This window comes from Bremerella cremea, from assembly GCF_003335505.1.
Taxonomy (GTDB): domain Bacteria; phylum Planctomycetota; class Planctomycetia; order Pirellulales; family Pirellulaceae; genus Bremerella; species Bremerella cremea_A.
In genome coordinates this window covers 107,139-124,853 of record NZ_QPEX01000037.1, presented here as the reverse complement: position 1 = coordinate 124,853, position 17,715 = coordinate 107,139, and the positions used below count along the sequence as shown (strand labels likewise).

Here is a 17,715-nt window from a genome sequence, read left to right as displayed (position 1 = left end):
GGGGGCTGGGGGGGGGGGGGGGGGGAAACGCTTTGCTCGTTGGCGGTGTTCGCCGTTTCGCCGACGGGGGGCGAATTGGTCGCAGGATCTTGCGTTTGCGAGAGTTCCCCTGTGGGCGAATTGACGGGTTTATTGAGGTAGTCGTAAGCGTACCAGTAAATGGCTCCGTGGGCTGCGACAAACATGCCAATGATAACAAGCCGTACCCAAACCGGCACATGAATGCCCGTTCGTTTCAACTTGGGGCGTGGCTTCGATTGTTTAGCGGGCGCAGTCGCCCGGGGAACGCTGCCAGCGGGGGCAGTGGGCGTTGGCTGTTGCCCGGCAGAATAGGCGTGGGGTTGTCCAGGAAAGGGAACCTGAGCCGGTGCCGGTGCCGGCTGCGGCTGAGCCAAGCCATAAGGAGCCGGCGGAACGCTGGCCGGAGGGTTCAGCGTTTGCTGCAATAAGATGCCGTCGTAGGCTTCTTTCAAATGGGGCGTGAGCAGCAAGTTGCCAACTTCCTGGACGTGCCGAATGAAAGACTCGGCTGCTGCACCGTGACGTGCATTTTTTATCAATTGAACTCGGGCATTCAAGGCGACTTCAATCGTGGCCGGGTCCCGCTCGAAGTTGTTAAGCCCTAACAGGCGATAATGGTTCGGTGGGCAGTCGTGGGGCGGAATCCCTAAGATTTCGGTGTAAAGCTGGTTTTTTGAAATCGGAACGGCCATGCATGGGCTTCCCGGACTCTGGCTGTCAATTTGCTGGCACGTAAGCGACCGTTCGCTCTCCATCTCATCTCGCCGAGACTTGCCCGTCTTATGGCGATGATAGCCAGGGATATCACTTGGGAGGTCGACTCAGAGAGTGCATCGCAGCAACCCCTTTCCAGAAAGGCCACCCCCATCCCCAGAGCGGTATTCTGTTAAGGAAAATTTAATCAAAACTCCCCTATGCGTGCAAGCAGCTTTCTCTGCGCCAGAGTTAGCGGGCCGGATTGTCTTTCGGCGCTACGCAGTCGCCGCGAGCTAGAGAACCTGGCGATGGTTGCTGAAAACGATTCGCCAAGCCGTTTTTTGCTTCTGAAAACCGTGCCCGCCGGAAATTCGTCTCTTGGGTAACGGTATCCCATCGACTCGAAAACGGGCGGGCCTTATGCATGCGAATTAAGACCATATTTTTGCTGGCGTTGATCCTTATGAGCTTATTGGGTGGGATGCTTGCGATTTCCGGACAGATCGTTCGTTGGCACGATTCGTCCCCTTTGAACGTCTATCCGATTACATCGACATTGAGCAACGATGCCATTGTGCCGGCCCCGTCGTTCGTATTTTTTTATGTGGAAGGGCATTTTGAAATCGGCTTCAACATGCTCCGAATCGATGGCAACGGCGAGGCAAAGTATCTCGTTCATGTGCCGATTAAGAACCCTCGCTCCATCGAGCAGAGACTAGCGAGTTTTACTCTCAGCGAGCAGGAGTTGTCGGATCTGGGACACGCACTGCGAGATTCCAATTTCGCGAATATGCCCGATGGTTACAGCACAGGAGTAGTCGACGGAATGTATGCCGGCATGCACGTTCTTAGCCAGGGGAAGCGAAAAGTGGTCACCTGCGACGATTACTTTCCGCCTGAATTTGTCGCCCTTCAGGGCTACCTTTCTCAACACATTTTGGCCCCTCAGCAAGCCGTAATTGATCGAGCCGAACCTGTTTCGCAGCAAGAGATCGAGCAAATTTTCTCGCCGGTCCCCTAGGCAGCTTTAGCTGGCGTTAGCGGCAGCTTGCGGCAACGCGCCCCCCTGTAAATCGCTGGTCAGCCAGCGCTGCTGGATTTGCGGGGAATAGCTAAAGCCGCGAATTCGTTTGACTGGTACTAATTTCAAGTCGGCCAGCGCATTGGCCAAGTGACGGAAATCGTTGGTTGTTTCGTTCGAGCTACGCAAGAAGGGTACGCGTTGTAGCGTGTCGTTCTCTTTCAACACCAACAATAACTCGCTGCCGCAAGTATCGGAGGACCAAATGCTTTGGTGGAAAGGATAGGTGCCGATATCGAGAAGGTGATCGATCTTGCTAAAGGGAATCGTCTCGCCACGGCGAGGAAAGTGAAACACCTGATTCACGCGGTCGATGACCAACCAGGGGCCTTCGAGCGATCCGCGATAGGTATACCAACCGATCACCGTACCAAGGCTGCACGTAACCAGCCACACCGCCGCCACCAGGCCGGCATCGACCCACGGACTACGACCCAAAAGAAACGCCAGCGTGCCAAAAACGGCAAAAAATGGTGTCACCAAGAGGCTAAGGCCCACGATCGTGAACTTCGACATCTTGCGTGGCATAAGCACCACTTTTTCTGGCTTGATATCGAGATACAACAATTGAGGATCGACAAAGGTTCCTTCCCCCGAGACGTGCAAGTCAGGGTTGTCGTGGTCGGTAACGGGTTCGTCTGCGTCCATGGCGAATCCTATCGAGTTGTAAAAAAGAGATAGAAGCCGACCGGTCAAACACGTTCCCAACAAACGGCTGGCATCCCATGCCAGGCCCGCTTGTTCCATGATGCGTTGGACTTCGCGACCTCGAGTTTAGATGAGCTGAGCCCCGCCAAGGGGAACTGCATCTTACGCTTTCCGCGAAATCTCAGCAAACTTTTGATCGCCTACTCACCAACCGCCAGAAGCCCATGTCGCTCATAAGTGGGGCAGCTCTGGGAATGTTGAGCCACCGGAGAGGTTAAGAGCCTGGAAAGTAGTTTTTCCTTCGGGGCAAGCGTGACAGGACACCGAAAGCGGCAGTTCCGACTCGCTAAAGCTGGGGCTCACCTTGCACGTCTGTTCTTTCTCGGCCGTGCGCGACGTGCGGGGAACCTACGTAGGGTTCTGCGGCACCAATCGGGCCTCGAACTAAGTCGCAGAAACGATGTCGGACAGCACTTCAAACAATATGACAACTTGTGAAATATTTATTAGGAACAGTTCATGCCTAGCAGCCTGTTTGAGCCGCGCTAAGTCATCTCGCAGACGCTTCCCTCTTAGACCTCCGTCTCAGGGAAGATCGCACTACCCATGATGGGGTGCCACCTTTGCGACAGTGTTTTGCAGAAAGCCAAAGGCATCGGCTTGCTGCCAAAATGCTTGCCCCACGGTAGCCATTTGTGGTTTTCACCCTAACTCAGTCGATAAGTCTCGGTGGGATATAAAGAGGAGGTCTGCTGTGGCACTTAACAATATCGGATTTAGCTCCCCAAATTACCCAAATACGGCCAAGATGTAAAATAATCTACCTGCAGGCCGTAAGAGGGGGTAGAGTTTCGCAAAGAGAGAGGCTACAACGATTGGGCAAAGATTGATTCATTAAGATCAGTCGATTTGTCCCACCATTTACTAAATGCTTTCCAACCAATGTGGCCCCAACCTCCGGTTCTCACCTTCTGAACTGTTTCGGAAAGGCCACACTCGAACGGTTGTTCTCAAATTCGCCACTTTGGCAAGTTTGAGCAGTGATTCCGAAGGGTATGGCAACCAAATCAGGCAGGGCACAATCACTTGTCAATGAAGACAAGCGTTGTCTTGCCAACCTATGGCCAATGGCAGGCCGAGTACGAATACAAAGAGAGACTCTTTAGGCATTATTTCTTACGTTAATTGACATGGATGCAGAAACGCCGCCGGCGTTTTCTATCTAAATTTCTCAAGGAGTATTTTATGCGTCGTAAGTGGTTGAGTGTTTTGGCAGTTCTTGTTGGACTGTCGCTCGTCACTGCTCGAACGGAAGCTGGCATGATCGCCTATGACCTCGACTTGCAAGATGCAGGCGGCAGCATGGTCACCGGAACCTCATCCTTGGCACCGCCAGTCAGCGTCGCAGTAGGGGAAACTCTTACGTTAGAGACGAGCTTCTTTCCAGACCAACATTTAAAGATCAACGGCGCTGGTAGCACCGAATCGTTGTTTCTTGGTTTGTCCGAGAATTCGACCGCGTTTTCCTCGATCAGCGATGTGACGGTTACCTTGCTCGGGTTTTCAGGAACCAATGGCGCCTCGAACACCTACATTGCCACCTTGGCGACTTCGCCAGGGTACGGCAACATGCTCGGCGTCGTGCTCAGCGACTTTCTGAACGATGATCAAATCATTTCGTTCACCGGCTACAAAGTCGAATTCAAAGTCAACTCCTTGAACCCTTCGCCCCATTCCTATCAGTATGGTACGTTGATGGCCACCAGCGCCGTAGTTGCCGTGCCGGAACCTTCCACCTATGCCATGTTTGGCATCGGCGTGCTGGCGCTAGGACTAGGCATGTTCTGGAAATCACGTCGCCAGGGCGAAATTGCCGTAGCGTAAGTACCGACTCCCCCCTCGGCACACCAATTCAACTTGCCGGCGAATGATCGTACCGATCGTTCGTCGGCATTTTTTTGCGCCGTTGTCACCGCTTAACCGCTAAATTTCCCCAAACGATCTTCGATGCCCATTTCAATCGCCCAGGCATCGACCTTCCGGCCTATCTGCGAGTTAGCCAATTTCTGCGACTCGCGGGCCTTCTTCTTCAGGCCAGAAACAATCGCTTGAATCTCGTCGATCTGTTTCAAGCTCATAAAGCTCGCGCAGTCGTGGAGCAGTTGGTACACCTTGTAGAACTCGCGGGCCAGCGATTCGATCTCGGCAGCGGTCAGCGTCTCGGCGCGATTCGCGATATCACGGCCTCGGCTGTCCTTGGGCACCTTCGGCTTGCCAGAGCTGGGCTTCCCGCGGGACGTAGAGTTCTTGTTAGCTTTCTTGGCCATAGTGTAGACGCTTTCGTGGACAGAAGTATTCCCAACACTTGACGCTATCTTAGCTTACCACGGTCGTCAAGAGAGTCAAAGAAAACGTTTGACAAAGCGTCACGCTTTTCAGAAACTAGAGGCATAACTTAAAGCGTCACGCTTTGGAGAACGGTTTTATGAAACAAGAACTTTGTGTTGTCTCGGGCTGTCCGGCCGTCACCCATTGCCGAGGGTTGTGCGGCAAGCATTACAAAGCGGCTCAGCGGATCATTCGCAGTACCGAGCTGACCTGGGACGAAATTGCCCAGTCTGGTCTTTGCAAACCCGCCAAGCCGCAAGGTCGCCCGCCTTGTCCATTTTCGCGCCGCCTGATCGACATCGCCCAGAAATTGCACCCGCCAGGGCCAGCCAGCAATCCTTCGGAGGCAGCCCAATGACGTTCAGTCCACCAACATCGCTAAGCAGCGAAGAACGGAACGACTACCTCGAACGCCGCGAGCAGGAACGGCAATTTCGTGGCGATAACTTCGCCTCGCGTTCGCAGCCGCAGCCTTCCCCAGACAATCGCCGCAAGATCTCGGCTTGGTTGCAAGGAGGCCTGCGGCAGCACATTCAACATCAAGGTGATTAGCAAGTCCGCTTCACCACGTCGCTTCGATTCCCCTCTTACATCAACCAATCAGGAGATCGCTCATGCAGAATTTCTTACGACAGCTTGCCCAAGATCGCCTGCGAGACCAAATTCGCGCTGCTCGGTTGCGAATAGCTGAGGCATTAGAGGCGCTCGACACATATCGCATGCTTCCCTCGGAAGTGGAACTGGAGGCGATCGAAAACGAACTACTGGGCGTGCAATCACTGCTGCAACAAATGGCGAATCATGCCGCTCCTAAAACCTCGTCGCCCAGTAGCGAAGAGGTTGCCCAACGTCGACGACGTACCGACTCGTTTGCATTCCACTCGAACCCAATGCGAAAGGAGAACGAATGAAAGTTCTACTGGAGCGGACATTGGATGCCATCGAGCATGCTGGCGTTCTTTTTGATTGCCGCTTGCTCTACACCATTTTGGTCCGCAGCGGCATTCCTGGTTATCGCTACGACAGCGAGGTGATCGCCCGTAAGGTGGTGGACTTTCAGTTGGAAGACCCCCACGGCATGCACTTCTCGTCGGCTTCGAGCCCCGAGATTTGTGCCTGGGCGGAAATGCGCATCTTCCATGCGCTTGACGAGCTAGACCTGGCCCGTGAGGCCGCCGAGAAACCGCCGTTAATCGATCGAGACCTCCTTTGCCATGAAGCCATCGCACAGTACGAAATTCGGCAGGCAGAGCAGGGAACCCACGCCGTTTTCGCAGCAGAAGCGGCGACACCACTTCCCTTTTGAAAGTTCCCCGGCAATGAAACGTAAATCGCATCCGCCCGAAGATCGCCCCGTCGAAGCGACGGAAGATCGACCGCAGCAGGCTTGTCCGGCGTTGTATCAGGTGGTGGTTGAATGCCAGGACGAACGCCAGCAGCAAGCTTTGTTCGAGCAACTTCGCCAGAAAGGATATCCATGCCGATTGTTGATGCTGTAGTCGCGTGCCCGGTTCATGATTCGTTTCGCGTGCAAGCAGTGGCCGGAATGTTTGACGTTCCCTTGGCGGAAAAGACTTCGCGGCAATTCTCTGTCGAACTCCCTTCCGCTGACCAAGCGTGGCAGGTTGGGATGATCGTGGGGGAATCAGGCAGTGGCAAATCAACGGTGGCCCAAGCGGCTTACGGCAACCAACTGGTGCGTAGTTTTCGTTGGCCCCGCGAAGCGGCGCTGGTCGATGGTTTCCCCTCACGCCTGACCGCCAGGGAAGTGGTGCGCACGCTGACATCGGTCGGGCTCAGTTCGCCGCCAACGTGGTGCAAACCGTACCATGTTCTGTCAACCGGCGAGAAATTCCGCGCCGACTTGGCCCGCAGCATAGTAAGGGGCCAGCCGGTCGTAGCGTTCGACGAATACTCGAGCGTGGTCGATCGCGAAACCGCTCGCTTCGGTTCGCTGGCCTTGCGGAAGGGAATCGAGCGGGGGCAAATTGGTTGCCAGTTTGTGGCAGTAACTTGTCACCAAGATGTGATCCCCTGGCTGCGGCCTGATTGGGTGTTGGATATGAACCGGGGCGAGCTGACTTGGAGGTGTCTTCGGCAACCGCGACTTGACTTACGTATCTACGCCGCCAGTCGTGACGCGTGGCCCTTGTTTGCGCCGCATCACTATTTAGATGGCCAGCTTAATCCGTGTGCCCGTTGTTTTGTGGGCATGCTAGAAGACCAACCGGCGGCGCTGGTCGCGGTGCTGAATCACTTCCACCGAAAACGTTTTCGCATATCGCGTTTGGTAACGCTACCTAGCTTTCAAGGCGTTGGCGTAGGCAGCGCGATGCTCGATGGCGTGGCTCAGTTGTTAGCAGACGATGGGGCGGAACTGATCACCATCAGCGGCAGCCATCCGGCAATCGTTGCGCACGCCAATCGTAGCCCCCAGTGGCAGTTCAGCAAGCTGCTGAAAACGGGGCGCAAAGGGAGCGGCATGTTCCAAGACCAATGGAAAACCTCGCAAGGCCGCGCCGTCGCAACCTTCCGGTGGATCGGTTCCCCAGAGTCAACGTTCGCTAATCGAAATCATCTTCCACAATAATCGGTTTCGTCCAATCGACTTGAAATTGCTCGATGGGAAATTCAAGGCAAAGATCGCTATCGAGTTCGTCTTCCAGTTGGTAGTTGAAAAAGACTCCGCTGGGGGCTTCTGTTCCTTCTTCGAAGCCAAGCGTGATGTCGTACAACTCAAGCTCGCCCGCTTCGACTTCGTGATCAGGCCCCAGCACTTGCAAGTGCCGCTGCGTGGCAGCGCAGATGGCGGGCATGTTGTCCAGCCAACCTTGAGCCAATCGGCGGAAGAGGTCGACCGTTTCGTCCGAGACCAAATCTTCCTCGAAAGTGAGCGCTACCACACGCCCGTCGATATCAACGGTGGCTGTTGGCCCTAGGTAACTATGTTCGTCGTCGCCAAAATCGTGTTTGCTAAGGTTCCTGTAATCGACTGCCATAGGACTTCCATTCGTTATGCAGGGGAGGGGGGGGTGCCGCAGATTTTCCAGTGCAATGCCTACACCTTCATCCGCAGATCGAAGTTACCACCCATTATGCCGAATGAAAATCGAGAAGCCAAACATTTGTTGCCAGTAGCAAGCCGTGACCATGCTATCGAAGGTGAACCTGTTGCCACGGGATTCGGCAGTGAACAAGTGCTTGAAACCGAACGCTACCGGCTGAGGAAGCGTGCTTCTCTTATTTTTCCATCCACCGCATCAATCGTCAGCACAACGTTGGCTCCACGTTTGTCTGCATTCGTGCGAATCACATAGACAGCATTGGATAGCCAACGTTTTCGCCGTTTGCACTCGACCGGCTCAAGCCAAAGCCAGCCTTGCTGTTCGGCGTGCTTCACTGCAATGTCGATCGCATCAGCTTCCGTCACTTGAATTACTCCCAATCGAAAAACACATCGTAGGTCACTCCACCAACGACAACTGGACCTACCGCACCTTCTGTAGCCAACGCCTGCATGGTGACGTAACCCCGACCGCCGGCAGGTAACCTCTTGCTTTGCTGATGGATTGTATCTTAGGCGCCGGCTTTACGCTGACACTAACCCAGTCGACTTCCCTTAGCCTCAATGGCAGCACCGGTGCAGATCCAGATGCCTTCTCAAGATACTTAACAAATCCAGGATGGATAGCCTTTAACGATGCCCTTTCCATTGCTACAGTTGGACTATTCAACCGTGTTGATGTTGTTGCCCCAAACAGAAGTCTCATCCAACGTCAGGGCCGGCTAACAATGGATGCTGGTGCGACCCTTGATGCAGACGAGATCGCAGTCGCCAACGTCTTCACACGGCATGGCTACGATGCAAGAGGATTGCAGACCGCATCGCAACGTGGAATCCAAGGTGTGCGAACTGCGGACCTTGAGATTTCTGGATTAGGCCGGGTGGACGTATTCACGCCTCAGCAGGTCAATTCAAAGTCGATTTCTCGTGCAATCGAACGCAAGGGAACCCAAGCTCCAATAGTTGCGATCCGTGGCAATGTCTCGGAACGGGTAATGTGTGAAACTGTTGCACGAGTTTGGGGCAAGACATCGAATCGAGCGCAGGCGATCCAGCAGGTGGTGTTTGAGAATAACGGAGTGTTGACGTGGTTCACACGTCCGCAGTAGGGTGATTTAGAATGCCAAATCTAGCTTGTAAGTGCGGGAACGTGATTGACCTGTCGCCAGTGCCGTGTCCAAACGAATACTCGTTGATCTCGGATCGAGACATGGAATCCGTTTTCGATGCAATAGATGCTGCACCATCGAGTGCGGAAGATTTGCTTGAAACGGCAGCAACGAGTGTAGTCGTTTGCGATGTTTGCGGCAGATACTACATCAGCAAAGGGAAGGATTCAGTTGAATACACCGTTCTCTCGCCTGAAACATTCGATGAGAACTCAGCTTGAGTGACCCGTTGGCTTCTGCATCGTGATCTTCGCAGGCTGTGCCGGTTTGAAGGGTTGCAGCTTGGCCGGTTGGGCAGGGTTCCACGGCTTGCTGTGTTCTTTTCATGGGGCGGCACGCCTGATGGCGGCGGCTTGGGCTTTTTGCTCAAGCTCTTGTTGGCTACCGAATCGTAGACAACCTATTGGTAGATACGGCTCTCGACAGCACCGGTGCAGATCCAGATACCTTCTCCAGATACTTAACAAATCCAGGATGGACGGCCTTTAACTACCGAATTACATTCGGCCAAGCGAGTTTGTTCCACCGAAAAGGCCAAGACATCGTAGATGACCGAATCCCACCCACTTTCAATCCACAGCAATGACACGTCTTATTCTGGTCAGTGGCGATTAGTTGGTGAGACGTTGGAATGGGAAATTGAGGGCAAGACATACTGCATCGAAAGTGACAATGATCTGGCGACCAATGTAGGCAAGTTTGTTCGCACGCTTGGTCGCCAAGTTCTTCACGATGATGTAGTGCTAAAAGCATGTCTAACCTGCAAACATTTTCAGATGTCAGGCATGGCCCGTGAAATGGGCAGAGGACAGCGAGGGGTCTGTTGCTTTCATCAGAGCGGAGTTGAGATTTGCCATCTCTGCGATGATTACGCAGAATGTGAGACAAAGAAATGAACATCCCGAAACCATCATGGGAACCGAATACCGTTGAAGATGTCAACGAAATCCTAGAACGCATGAAAGCCTACACCAATGAGAGTAGAGCATTCGTGGTCTACTCCTGCGGTACCACAGTCTTTTCAGATTCGGCGTCACAGCTTGACGAGGAGGCGTTTCACGAAACGTTAAAAGCTGTGGTGATGCAACCGCCAGATTTCAAAGTGATGTCGATGGAGAACGGTAACCTCATGGTTCGTTTTGCTGGACCAGTGTGCGGATTGGTACTTGGCAGTTTTTATCAAGATCACCAAGAGGATATTGTTGCCAGCGTCACATCTGGCGGCTTGTTGGATGGCACGGCCGGCGCGCACTTTGGGCAAACTAGGCTAGCGCGGCAGTTCTCTTTTTGGCATGATAGGCGTTTTCCTTTTGTCATGGAACCTGGATCGGGAAACGCGCGATGAAGATGGAGCTTGGGTCGGATGATGTGGTTTCGATTCTCGATTACTTTGCTGATCTCGAAGACCCGCGTAGTTCGATCAATCGCAAGCATTTGCTGGGGGACTTGATTGTCATCTGCATCATGGCGGTCATTGCCGGGGCGGACGGGCCGCGATCGATTGGCATTTGGGCGGCGTCGAACGTGGGATGGCTCAAGCGGTACCTGGCCTGGCCTGGCGGTGTTCCATCGCACGACACGATCGGCCGGTTGCTGGCGACGTTAAAACCAAATTATTTCCAACAATGTTTTCAGAAGTGGATTGAGAGTTTGCGAGAAGATGCGTCCGCCGAAGAAGATCGTCCTGAGATCATCGCCATCGACGGCAAAACGGTGCGGCGTTCGCATGATTCCAAGAAAGGACTCGGGGCGATGCACTTGGTGAGTGCCTGGGCGGTACGGGGCGGGATCAGCCTGGGACAGTTGGCGACCGAAGAGAAGTCGAACGAAATCACGGCAATTCCCGAGCCTTTAGAGCAAATCAACGTACAAAAGTCGATCGTCACGATCGACGCGGCAGGCTGCCAGAAGGAGGTTGCCGCGTCGATTATGGACGGCGGCGGAGACTACGTGCTGGCCCTGAAAGGGAACCAAGGCACGCTGCACGCGTATGTTCGCGACTATATCGTGCAGCACATGGAAAACGATTTCGCCGACGTCACGGCGCGCAAGTTCGAGGAGAATTTAAAGGGACACGGGCGTACCGAAACGCTCGTCTATTATCAGCTGAGCCTGCCCAAAGACCTGCCAGGCAAGACGAAGTGGAAGGGCCTGCAAACGATCGGCGTGGCGATTCGGATGAGCGAAAAAAACGGTCACCATACGAGCGATGTACGATATTATATAAGCTCACTAAAACCAAACGTGAAGCAATTCGCCGCAGCCGTTCGCGGGCATTGGGGCATGGAAAACACCTTGCACTGGTGCCTCGACATGACCTTCCGCGAAGACGACAGCTGCGTGCGAAATCGCCTGGCGACGGACAATTTGGCGTGGCTAAAACGCTTCGCCATCACCCTCATCAAACAGCAACCGAGCAAGGAAAGCATCGCCATGCGCCGTCGAATGGCCGGCTGGAACGTGGACTACCTGGCGCAAGTGGTTGGGTTGAAAAGGATTTAGTGTGCGCTTGCCGTGTGTTGGATGGTGAAACGATCATGTCTCCACAGAATCTCAGGATCCCTGAATCGCACTACTATGCCGGTTTATATGGTCGGGCAAAGCTCTATCGTGATGTGAGTGTCTTGCAAATTCAGAATCGATTTACACCGTAGTCTGATGCCTTCGGTTTCTGCATCACGATCTTCGCAGGTTGGGCCGGTTTGAAGGGTTGCAGCTTGGCTGGTTGAGCAGGCCTCCACGGCTTGCTGTGTTCTTTTCATGGGGCGGCACGCCTGATGGCCGTGGCTTGTTGGGCTTTTTGCTGAAGCTCTTGTTGGCTACCGAATCGTAGACAACCTATTGGTAGATACGGCTCTCGACAGCACCGGTGCAGATCCAGATACCTTCTCCAGATACTTAACAAATCCAGGATGGACGGCCTTTAACGATGCCCTTTCCATTGCTACAGTGGGACTATTCAACCGTGTTGATGTTGTTGCCCCAAACAGAAGTCTGCCCGACTTACCGGAGGGTTATCACTACCGAACCTCTGGTGGGCAAACAACGGTTGCTCGTAATCCGGGTCGGGCTGGTGACCTTCCGCAATTACATCTTGATGACGCTGGTAATTTGCGAGTTGGGCCGGCTCCATCAGCTTCGTCCAATACTACTCGTCTCGGCGTTGTAAGAAACAATCCACGAGATTGGCGGAACCTACGAGATGTTTGGGATCAGACTGGTGTTGGCGATATTCTCAGCACTAGAAACCGCCAGCGGATTGCTGACGGGCTAGTGCCGGAAGTCGATGACAATTGGATCAGATGGTTCCCCGGTGACGAAGCCCTGCGAGGCGAATCAATCCCGATGCACCATATTCAGGGAACTCCACTTACAGTTCCGCTGCCTGCATCTCGACATCTTGATGCTCACATGCCGGGTGGCTTTCGATACAATCCGGGAGGACCGGGGAGGTCTGGTTAGGATATGGCACAAAGCGTGAAAACAAGCCACCCAAGATCGACGTTTTGCTTTTATGTGAGCGGACGGCACTTGGGCGATGACGTGTTGAATCAAATGCGAACCGTGATCACTAGGCTGTCCGAAAGTCGGACGTGGGTGATCGGGCCACCGACACTGGCAGACGAAAATGATGGCGAAGTGCGAATGATTGGCGGCACTTTGGACCTTTACACTGCAATTCCACCATTTGGAGCCGATCTTCCCAAGGACGTTGATCGCCAGCATCTTGAAGAAGTGACTGAAATTGTTGATGCACTGACTCTGTTCTCACAGAGAACCGATCTGGAGATTAGCTTTACTCTTGACCAAACGTATGTCGGACGGATCAAGAGCGGCGAACCAGATGACTTGATCAAAGTCGGTTTGCTGGGTGAATGGAAGAAAGCACATGGAATTGCCTGATTCTCCGCAGGTTTTTTTGCGACAGCTACGCCTTCGGCTTCTGCATCGTGATCTTCGCAGGCTGAGCCGCTTTGAAGGGTTGCAGCTTGGCCGGTTGAGCAGGCTTCCACGGCTTGCTGCGTTCTTTTCATGGGGCGGCACGCCTGATGGCCGTGGCTTGTTGGGCTTTTTGCTCAAGCTCTTGTTCACCTCCAACTTGAGCATGACTCTCCACGGGTTCGGCAACTCAACAGATTCCAAGACGTCATCGTGAAGATGACCAAGTACCAATTGTGCTTCGTCGCCGGCACGAAGGTACACGCGGCCGACGGCTTGAAGAGTATCGATGACATCCGCGTCGGCGACGTGGTTGTCTCCCGCTCGGAACATGACCCCACCTGTGACAACTCTCTCAGACGCGTCACCGAGCTCTTCGTCACCCATCCCCAGCATTTGCTAACGGACCGTTACCGCATCGGGGACACGGTCGAAGAACTGACCGGCACCGCCACGCATCCCTCCTTCGTCCGCGAACAAGCTGGCTTTGTCCCCGCCGAAGAATTGAAGGTTGGCTAGCACTTCAGCCTGGTCAACGGCCAAGAAGGCACAATCGAGGAAAGCCGCGAAACCGTTGCAGAAGAAGGTGCCTTCTTCACCACCTTCAACTTCCCCGTCGAAGAAGAACACACCTACTTCGTCGGATCAGCCGGCGTTTGGGTCCACAACATGGGCGGTCCCTGCGACGAAGCGATGGAGGTGTTCCTGAAGTATTTCGCGGATACCGACAACCCGATCATCGCGGCCCAGGCAGCACGGAATCATTTGCTCTCAAAGATAGACGAAGCCACCGAGGGGGCGGCACTCTATCAAAGCTAGTTGATGAAGCAGCTTCTGTATCTGGTGTTAGGTTAGCCGATCTCGTAGATGAAGTCGTTTCAACGAGAGGCCCTTCCTTTTTTGATGTAGATCCTGATACAGGACGAAGAATTCTCGCAATTAGCGAGGGAGCTTCAGTCGTAGTCGAGCGCATCGGTTCGTCGAAGCTGCCCACGAAATCGTCCACGCTCAGCGTTACAACAATGTGTTACGTGCAAGAGGTGGTAATTTTGCACAGGCCTATGACGACTTCTTTAATACTACCGATGAACTGTATGCCCTTGACGAGGTTGGCACTGAATGGTTGGCCGCACGAAGAATTAAAAGATATCTCAACGGTCTTCCAGCTTCACAACTAACGGAGTCCAATGACTACATCAGACGCTGGACCGAGATTTTCCGGAATGGAGGCAGCTAAATGAGCCGAATGGGACCATTGGAATTGTTGCTGGCGAATTTTAAGCAAGAAATCCCAAAGGGTAGGCGAGAGCATCGGCCCAAAGCCCAAGCATACGCCTCACTAAAACGCTTGACCGGTAAGGACTTTGGCGAAGATTTCTCGAAGTGGGAAGATTGGATCAACAAGTATCCCGACCCTATCGGTAATCCGTCCGATGATCGTCCAAATCGTTTCCTATTAGATGAGACGTAGTGGTTCAGCCGCAGGGAAGAAAAGGTGCCAGGCTCGAATGTCACGAGCTTAACCTCGAACTCATTATAACCTCCCGGGTATTGATCGACTTTCGGGCTGACTGCAGGAGCTTGTATGGTTTCGGGCGGCGTTAGATCTGGCGGGGTTCGTTGCGGTTTGGGCTGTTGCCGACTTTCAGTTCGTGAATGGTTGTTAGCAGGTTGTCCCACTGCATCGATCGTCTTTCCGCGCCGGTCGCCAGTGAAAAGACTTGTACGACGCGTGCCATCGACAAGGTCGACTTCGCGACCATGAAAGAGCCACTTATCAACGGTCGCCTCGTTGCATTGCAGGGCGATCCAAGCAAGCAACCTTTCGAACAGAGCTTCCGGCAATCGCTTGCGTGCCTTGCAGTACGAAGTCGTTTCACTACTGCAGCGCGACAGGCCTTGTGCCGCTCGCCAACCATTGAGCCGGGCGACTGCCTGTTGGCAACTGTGATCGGCCGAGAGTACCTGCGTGATGAACATCCAAACGGTCACCATTGGAGTGTAGACACGATCACGAAACGCGAAGTCAATCTCACGGCAGATCGCGGCAACTTTCTCAGCCGGCAACAGCAAGTCTAGGAGCAAAGAATTCAGATGCTGCAACTTGCTTTGAACTTCGGCGGCGGAAGCATTAGACTGATCAGACACGGCGGGGCCTCCTAAGTTGGAAATAGTAAGTCACCTCCATTTCAGCGAAGCCTCGCCGTCGTTTTCCAATCAATGGCTCAAAAAATGCTTGGCGAAGACCGCTATCGCAACCAGTTGCGATAGCACACACGCCCCCAAGCTACATCCCGTACCCCTCGGCTTAAGCCCGTGCCATTCGGGGCAGGGGGGTTAACTATTGACGAGTATAAAGTATTTATGAACATGGTAGGTGGAGTGGTTATATGAAGCACGTATTGAATTCAACCGGATCATCGATTGTCGATAATCTTACGGACTTCCTTACTCGTGTATCGATTCCGTATCTTTGTGAAACGTTTGATCTCTTGCCGCAAGACGTCGACTGCACATCTGAAATTGGCTATATCGTTATTTGTGAGGATGGCGATACTCACACAGGCAGAATCGGATCCTTTGTTAAACAGTGGTGGGAAGTGAGTGACGGCCAAGTCAGACGCGTTCAGCGACCAATTTTTACGGTATCCGAAACGGGAGATGAGTTCGACAAAATACCAATCATCAAGATCTTCACAGAAGGTGAGCGATTTGTTCTCGGTGAAAGATACGGAACCGGTCTCGTCACACGCCGTTGCAGACAGCTTGTCGACCTCTTGCAAGGAAAGAGCATTAGCAGTTTTCCAATTCTCTGGAAGTCCACTCCCTGACTGGACCGTGCGGTGTTACGTATTGCTTATGTCGTCGCGCTGGACATAGCTCGCCAGGCGGTTGGTGGTAGGGAATTGCATGCATGAATTGTCTTGTGCTCTGCTGGCAGCCATTTTACGTCGCCATACAACAAAGGCAGATTATTGAGCTCTGCGCCACCAATCCAATAGGGACGACCAACGGAAGCCCAGGATTCGTGGCAAATCGGTTCGTTGCCATGTTGGATTACCCGCGCAGACATCAATAACCTTGTACTCGCCGCACAGGGTTACAAATGCCATCATTTGATGCGTGGAATAAGAGTTGGGGGATTTGTCGATTCATATTCGCAGGTAGTGCGGATCAAGGTAATACCGTCGCCCGCTGATCAGGGCTGTCATTCTGTTAGAATTAGGTTTGCCAACGGACATTATCCCTGTCCAGGTATTTCCCAAAATAGCCACGTTAAAGAGGCAATAATGCTCCCCAACGAACTTGAACAACAGCTAAAACATTTGATCTCCCAGGGGGATCTCGTCGGGGTGGAGGGGATTGCTTCGGAAAACTCGTGGATCTTGGAATTGGAACCTTGGCTATATCAGGCCGCTGAAGCAGGAAAGCTTGATCTGGTTCAGTTCTTTTTTGAAAATGGACTCGACAAGAATCAACGGCGGGCTGACGGCCTGCGAGAAAATGCGTTGAGCGCGGCCGCCGCACGAGGGCATGTGGATGTCGTGCGATTCTTGCTGGAAAAGAAAGCACTCTCCGAGCTCGATACGGTGGATGCCAATCCGCTACTTCTCGCGGTGGCGGCAAGCAGCCTAGAGTGTGTTAGGTTGCTCGTCGAGGCAGGCGTCGACCTACATAAGACCTACTATCTTAGTGTCGGGTATCGACGAAATGCCCTTTCTTATGCGGTGCAGTTGGATGATGACGAGATCGCCCAGTACCTACGTTCCCAAGGTGCCAAGCTACCCATTGTGCCGGAGTTGTTAGTTATCGACTTGCACCGACGGGAACAGCTTTCCGAGCGGATATTGGGATTTCTGGAAACGAAGAGAACTCGCCCCCTGGATGATTACGCAATCCTCCGAGAGGACAAAGTCGTTGAATTCTGGCATGTCGAACCAAGCAACAAATTATTGGTTAATACGATCTTTACCAGGGGGCTTTCGCTGGCCACGCGGGTAGAGCAAGTGTCTCCGATACAGCGCGAACTGATGGTGCATCTGCCGTTCTCCTGGGATATCCATGATTCTTTCTTTCAGACGCCTCAGTACCGTTGGCCTCTGGAACGAATGCGTCAATTGGCAGAAGGGATTCTCGATTCGTCGATTTCGATGCCTGAGCCGTTAATGATCCTGCCCAATGGCAATCCGCCTTCGCCGTTGGGGGAAGGCACGCAGCAGAACTCGCTGCTGTTGCTTACCGATTTCTACCGGTTTGGACCAGTAGTCATCGACGAGAATCTGAACGTTCTGTTTTGCCTTCTCATTTCGCTGTTCGAGCAAGAACGCCAATACGAGAAAAAGCACGGGATACTGCCGTTGCTCAAGGCCATGAGGCCATTTGCTGATTTCATGCTGACCAACCCACGTCGCGAACCGTACGTCTCCTAAAATTACCTGCCAAGATGCCATGGCCACAGTCTTCCGTGGCATGTTTTCGTCGAGAGTCGATTGCGAGCTGAAGGTACGCGAAAAGAAGGACGTAAACTCTTTTCGTAAGTCAAAGACGTCATCGTGAAGATGACTAAGTAGCAATTGTGCTTTGTTGCCGGCACGAAGGTACACTCGGCCGATGGCTTGAAGCATATCGAGGAGATCCGCGTCGGCGACGTGGTTGTCTCCCGCTCGGAACATGACCCCACCGGTGACAACTCTCTCAGGCGCGTCACT

General features: G+C 53.3%; 23 protein-coding genes and 1 pseudogene. 18 read left to right on the top strand and 6 right to left on the bottom strand.

The genetic code is table 11. The annotated features are described in order from the left end of the window. Positions 1-713: pseudogene (locus DTL42_RS18680) on the bottom strand (hypothetical protein); the annotation flags it as partial. 428 nt (positions 714-1,141) lie between these two features. Here DTL42_RS18680 and DTL42_RS18675 point away from each other — a divergent pair. Continuing rightward, positions 1,142-1,738: a hypothetical protein gene (locus DTL42_RS18675; protein WP_114370797.1), complete on the top strand. Its 597-nt coding sequence runs from the start codon at positions 1,142-1,144 to the stop codon at positions 1,736-1,738. 6 nt (positions 1,739-1,744) lie between these two features. Here DTL42_RS18675 and DTL42_RS18670 read toward each other — a convergent pair whose 3' ends face one another. Then, positions 1,745-2,446 (bottom strand): hypothetical protein, encoded by a 702-nt coding sequence (locus DTL42_RS18670; protein ID WP_147274344.1) that lies wholly within the window; start codon positions 2,444-2,446, stop codon positions 1,745-1,747. A 1,245-nt stretch (positions 2,447-3,691) separates the two neighbouring features. Between DTL42_RS18670 and DTL42_RS18665 the strand changes: the two genes are divergently transcribed. Beyond that, entirely contained in the window at positions 3,692-4,330 is a 639-nt protein-coding gene (locus tag DTL42_RS18665; RefSeq protein WP_158545456.1) for a PEP-CTERM sorting domain-containing protein, read from the top strand. A 92-nt stretch (positions 4,331-4,422) separates the two neighbouring features. Here the strand turns inward: DTL42_RS18665 and DTL42_RS18660 are convergent, their stop codons facing one another. Beyond that, positions 4,423-4,773, bottom strand: coding sequence for a hypothetical protein (locus tag DTL42_RS18660; protein ID WP_114370792.1), 351 nt, complete (start codon positions 4,771-4,773; stop codon positions 4,423-4,425). A gap of 158 nt (positions 4,774-4,931) precedes the next feature. Here DTL42_RS18660 and DTL42_RS18655 point away from each other — a divergent pair, with 158 nt between their 5' ends. The 6 genes from DTL42_RS18655 to DTL42_RS18635 all read left to right on the top strand — a co-directional run bounded on the left by DTL42_RS18655 (position 4,932) and on the right by DTL42_RS18635 (position 7,424). Beyond that, complete coding sequence (locus tag DTL42_RS18655) at positions 4,932-5,192, top strand: hypothetical protein (protein WP_114370790.1); 261 nt, start codon at positions 4,932-4,934, stop codon at positions 5,190-5,192. Then, a complete protein-coding gene (locus DTL42_RS18650; protein WP_114370788.1) occupies positions 5,189-5,386 on the top strand; it encodes a hypothetical protein in 198 nt (65 codons plus the stop codon). Before DTL42_RS18655 ends, DTL42_RS18650 begins: the two co-directional genes overlap by 4 nt. Positions 5,387-5,448: 62 nt before the next feature. After that, on the top strand, positions 5,449-5,745 hold the full coding sequence (locus DTL42_RS18645; protein ID WP_114370785.1) for a hypothetical protein: 297 nt from the start codon (positions 5,449-5,451) through the stop codon (positions 5,743-5,745). Further along, positions 5,742-6,140, top strand: coding sequence for a hypothetical protein (locus tag DTL42_RS18640; RefSeq protein ID WP_114370783.1), 399 nt, complete (start codon positions 5,742-5,744; stop codon positions 6,138-6,140). The genes DTL42_RS18645 and DTL42_RS18640 overlap by 4 nt, the downstream gene beginning before the upstream one ends. 13 nt (positions 6,141-6,153) lie before the next feature. Next, the gene (locus tag DTL42_RS26390) at positions 6,154-6,333 is read left to right on the top strand and encodes a hypothetical protein (protein ID WP_158545455.1); all 180 of its coding nucleotides are present in this window, start codon (positions 6,154-6,156) and stop codon (positions 6,331-6,333) included. After that, a complete protein-coding gene (locus DTL42_RS18635; RefSeq protein WP_158545454.1) occupies positions 6,312-7,424 on the top strand; it encodes a GNAT family N-acetyltransferase in 1,113 nt (370 codons plus the stop codon). The genes DTL42_RS26390 and DTL42_RS18635 overlap by 22 nt, the downstream gene beginning before the upstream one ends. On the opposite strand, the gene DTL42_RS18630 is transcribed toward DTL42_RS18635, so the two are convergent. Beyond that, positions 7,399-7,833, bottom strand: coding sequence for a hypothetical protein (locus DTL42_RS18630; RefSeq protein ID WP_114370779.1), 435 nt, complete (start codon positions 7,831-7,833; stop codon positions 7,399-7,401). The genes DTL42_RS18635 and DTL42_RS18630 overlap by 26 nt on opposite strands. Positions 7,834-8,048: 215 nt before the next feature. Continuing rightward, positions 8,049-8,264 carry a hypothetical protein gene (locus DTL42_RS18625; RefSeq protein WP_114370777.1) on the bottom strand — a complete coding sequence of 72 codons (216 nt, stop codon included), beginning with the start codon at positions 8,262-8,264 and terminating at the stop codon, positions 8,049-8,051. Between the two features lie 128 nt (positions 8,265-8,392). Between DTL42_RS18625 and DTL42_RS26080 the strand changes: the two genes are divergently transcribed. The 9 genes from DTL42_RS26080 to DTL42_RS26075 all read left to right on the top strand — a co-directional run bounded on the left by DTL42_RS26080 (position 8,393) and on the right by DTL42_RS26075 (position 14,477). Then, a complete protein-coding gene (locus DTL42_RS26080) occupies positions 8,393-9,007 on the top strand; it encodes a hypothetical protein (protein WP_147274343.1) in 615 nt (204 codons plus the stop codon). A 952-nt stretch (positions 9,008-9,959) separates the two neighbouring features. Then, complete coding sequence (locus DTL42_RS18610; RefSeq protein WP_114370770.1) at positions 9,960-10,412, top strand: hypothetical protein; 453 nt, start codon at positions 9,960-9,962, stop codon at positions 10,410-10,412. After that, entirely contained in the window at positions 10,409-11,569 is a 1,161-nt protein-coding gene (locus DTL42_RS18605; RefSeq protein ID WP_114370768.1) for an ISAs1 family transposase, read from the top strand. The genes DTL42_RS18610 and DTL42_RS18605 overlap by 4 nt, the downstream gene beginning before the upstream one ends. A 447-nt stretch (positions 11,570-12,016) precedes the next feature. Continuing rightward, a complete protein-coding gene (locus DTL42_RS27200) occupies positions 12,017-12,529 on the top strand; it encodes a hypothetical protein (protein WP_425305527.1) in 513 nt (170 codons plus the stop codon). Between the two features lie 93 nt (positions 12,530-12,622). After that, a complete protein-coding gene (locus DTL42_RS18595) occupies positions 12,623-12,970 on the top strand; it encodes a hypothetical protein (RefSeq protein WP_147274342.1) in 348 nt (115 codons plus the stop codon). Then, complete coding sequence (locus tag DTL42_RS18590) at positions 12,957-13,223, top strand: hypothetical protein (protein ID WP_114370762.1); 267 nt, start codon at positions 12,957-12,959, stop codon at positions 13,221-13,223. The genes DTL42_RS18595 and DTL42_RS18590 overlap by 14 nt, the downstream gene beginning before the upstream one ends. 2 nt (positions 13,224-13,225) lie before the next feature. Next, positions 13,226-13,525, top strand: a complete 300-nt coding sequence (locus DTL42_RS18585) for a polymorphic toxin-type HINT domain-containing protein (RefSeq protein ID WP_114370759.1) — start codon at positions 13,226-13,228, stop codon at positions 13,523-13,525. Between the two features lie 150 nt (positions 13,526-13,675). Continuing rightward, complete coding sequence (locus DTL42_RS26385) at positions 13,676-13,825, top strand: hypothetical protein (protein WP_158545452.1); 150 nt, start codon at positions 13,676-13,678, stop codon at positions 13,823-13,825. A gap of 418 nt (positions 13,826-14,243) precedes the next feature. Further along, positions 14,244-14,477 (top strand): hypothetical protein, encoded by a 234-nt coding sequence (locus DTL42_RS26075; RefSeq protein WP_147274340.1) that lies wholly within the window; start codon positions 14,244-14,246, stop codon positions 14,475-14,477. 130 nt (positions 14,478-14,607) lie between these two features. Here DTL42_RS26075 and DTL42_RS26380 read toward each other — a convergent pair whose 3' ends face one another. Continuing rightward, positions 14,608-14,769: a hypothetical protein gene (locus DTL42_RS26380; RefSeq protein WP_158545451.1), complete on the bottom strand. Its 162-nt coding sequence runs from the start codon at positions 14,767-14,769 to the stop codon at positions 14,608-14,610. Positions 14,770-16,296: 1,527 nt separating this feature from the next. On the opposite strand from DTL42_RS26380, the gene DTL42_RS18570 reads away from it, so the two are divergent. Then, positions 16,297-17,436, top strand: a complete 1,140-nt coding sequence (locus DTL42_RS18570; protein ID WP_158545450.1) for an ankyrin repeat domain-containing protein — start codon at positions 16,297-16,299, stop codon at positions 17,434-17,436. Positions 17,437-17,715 lie beyond the last annotated feature (279 nt).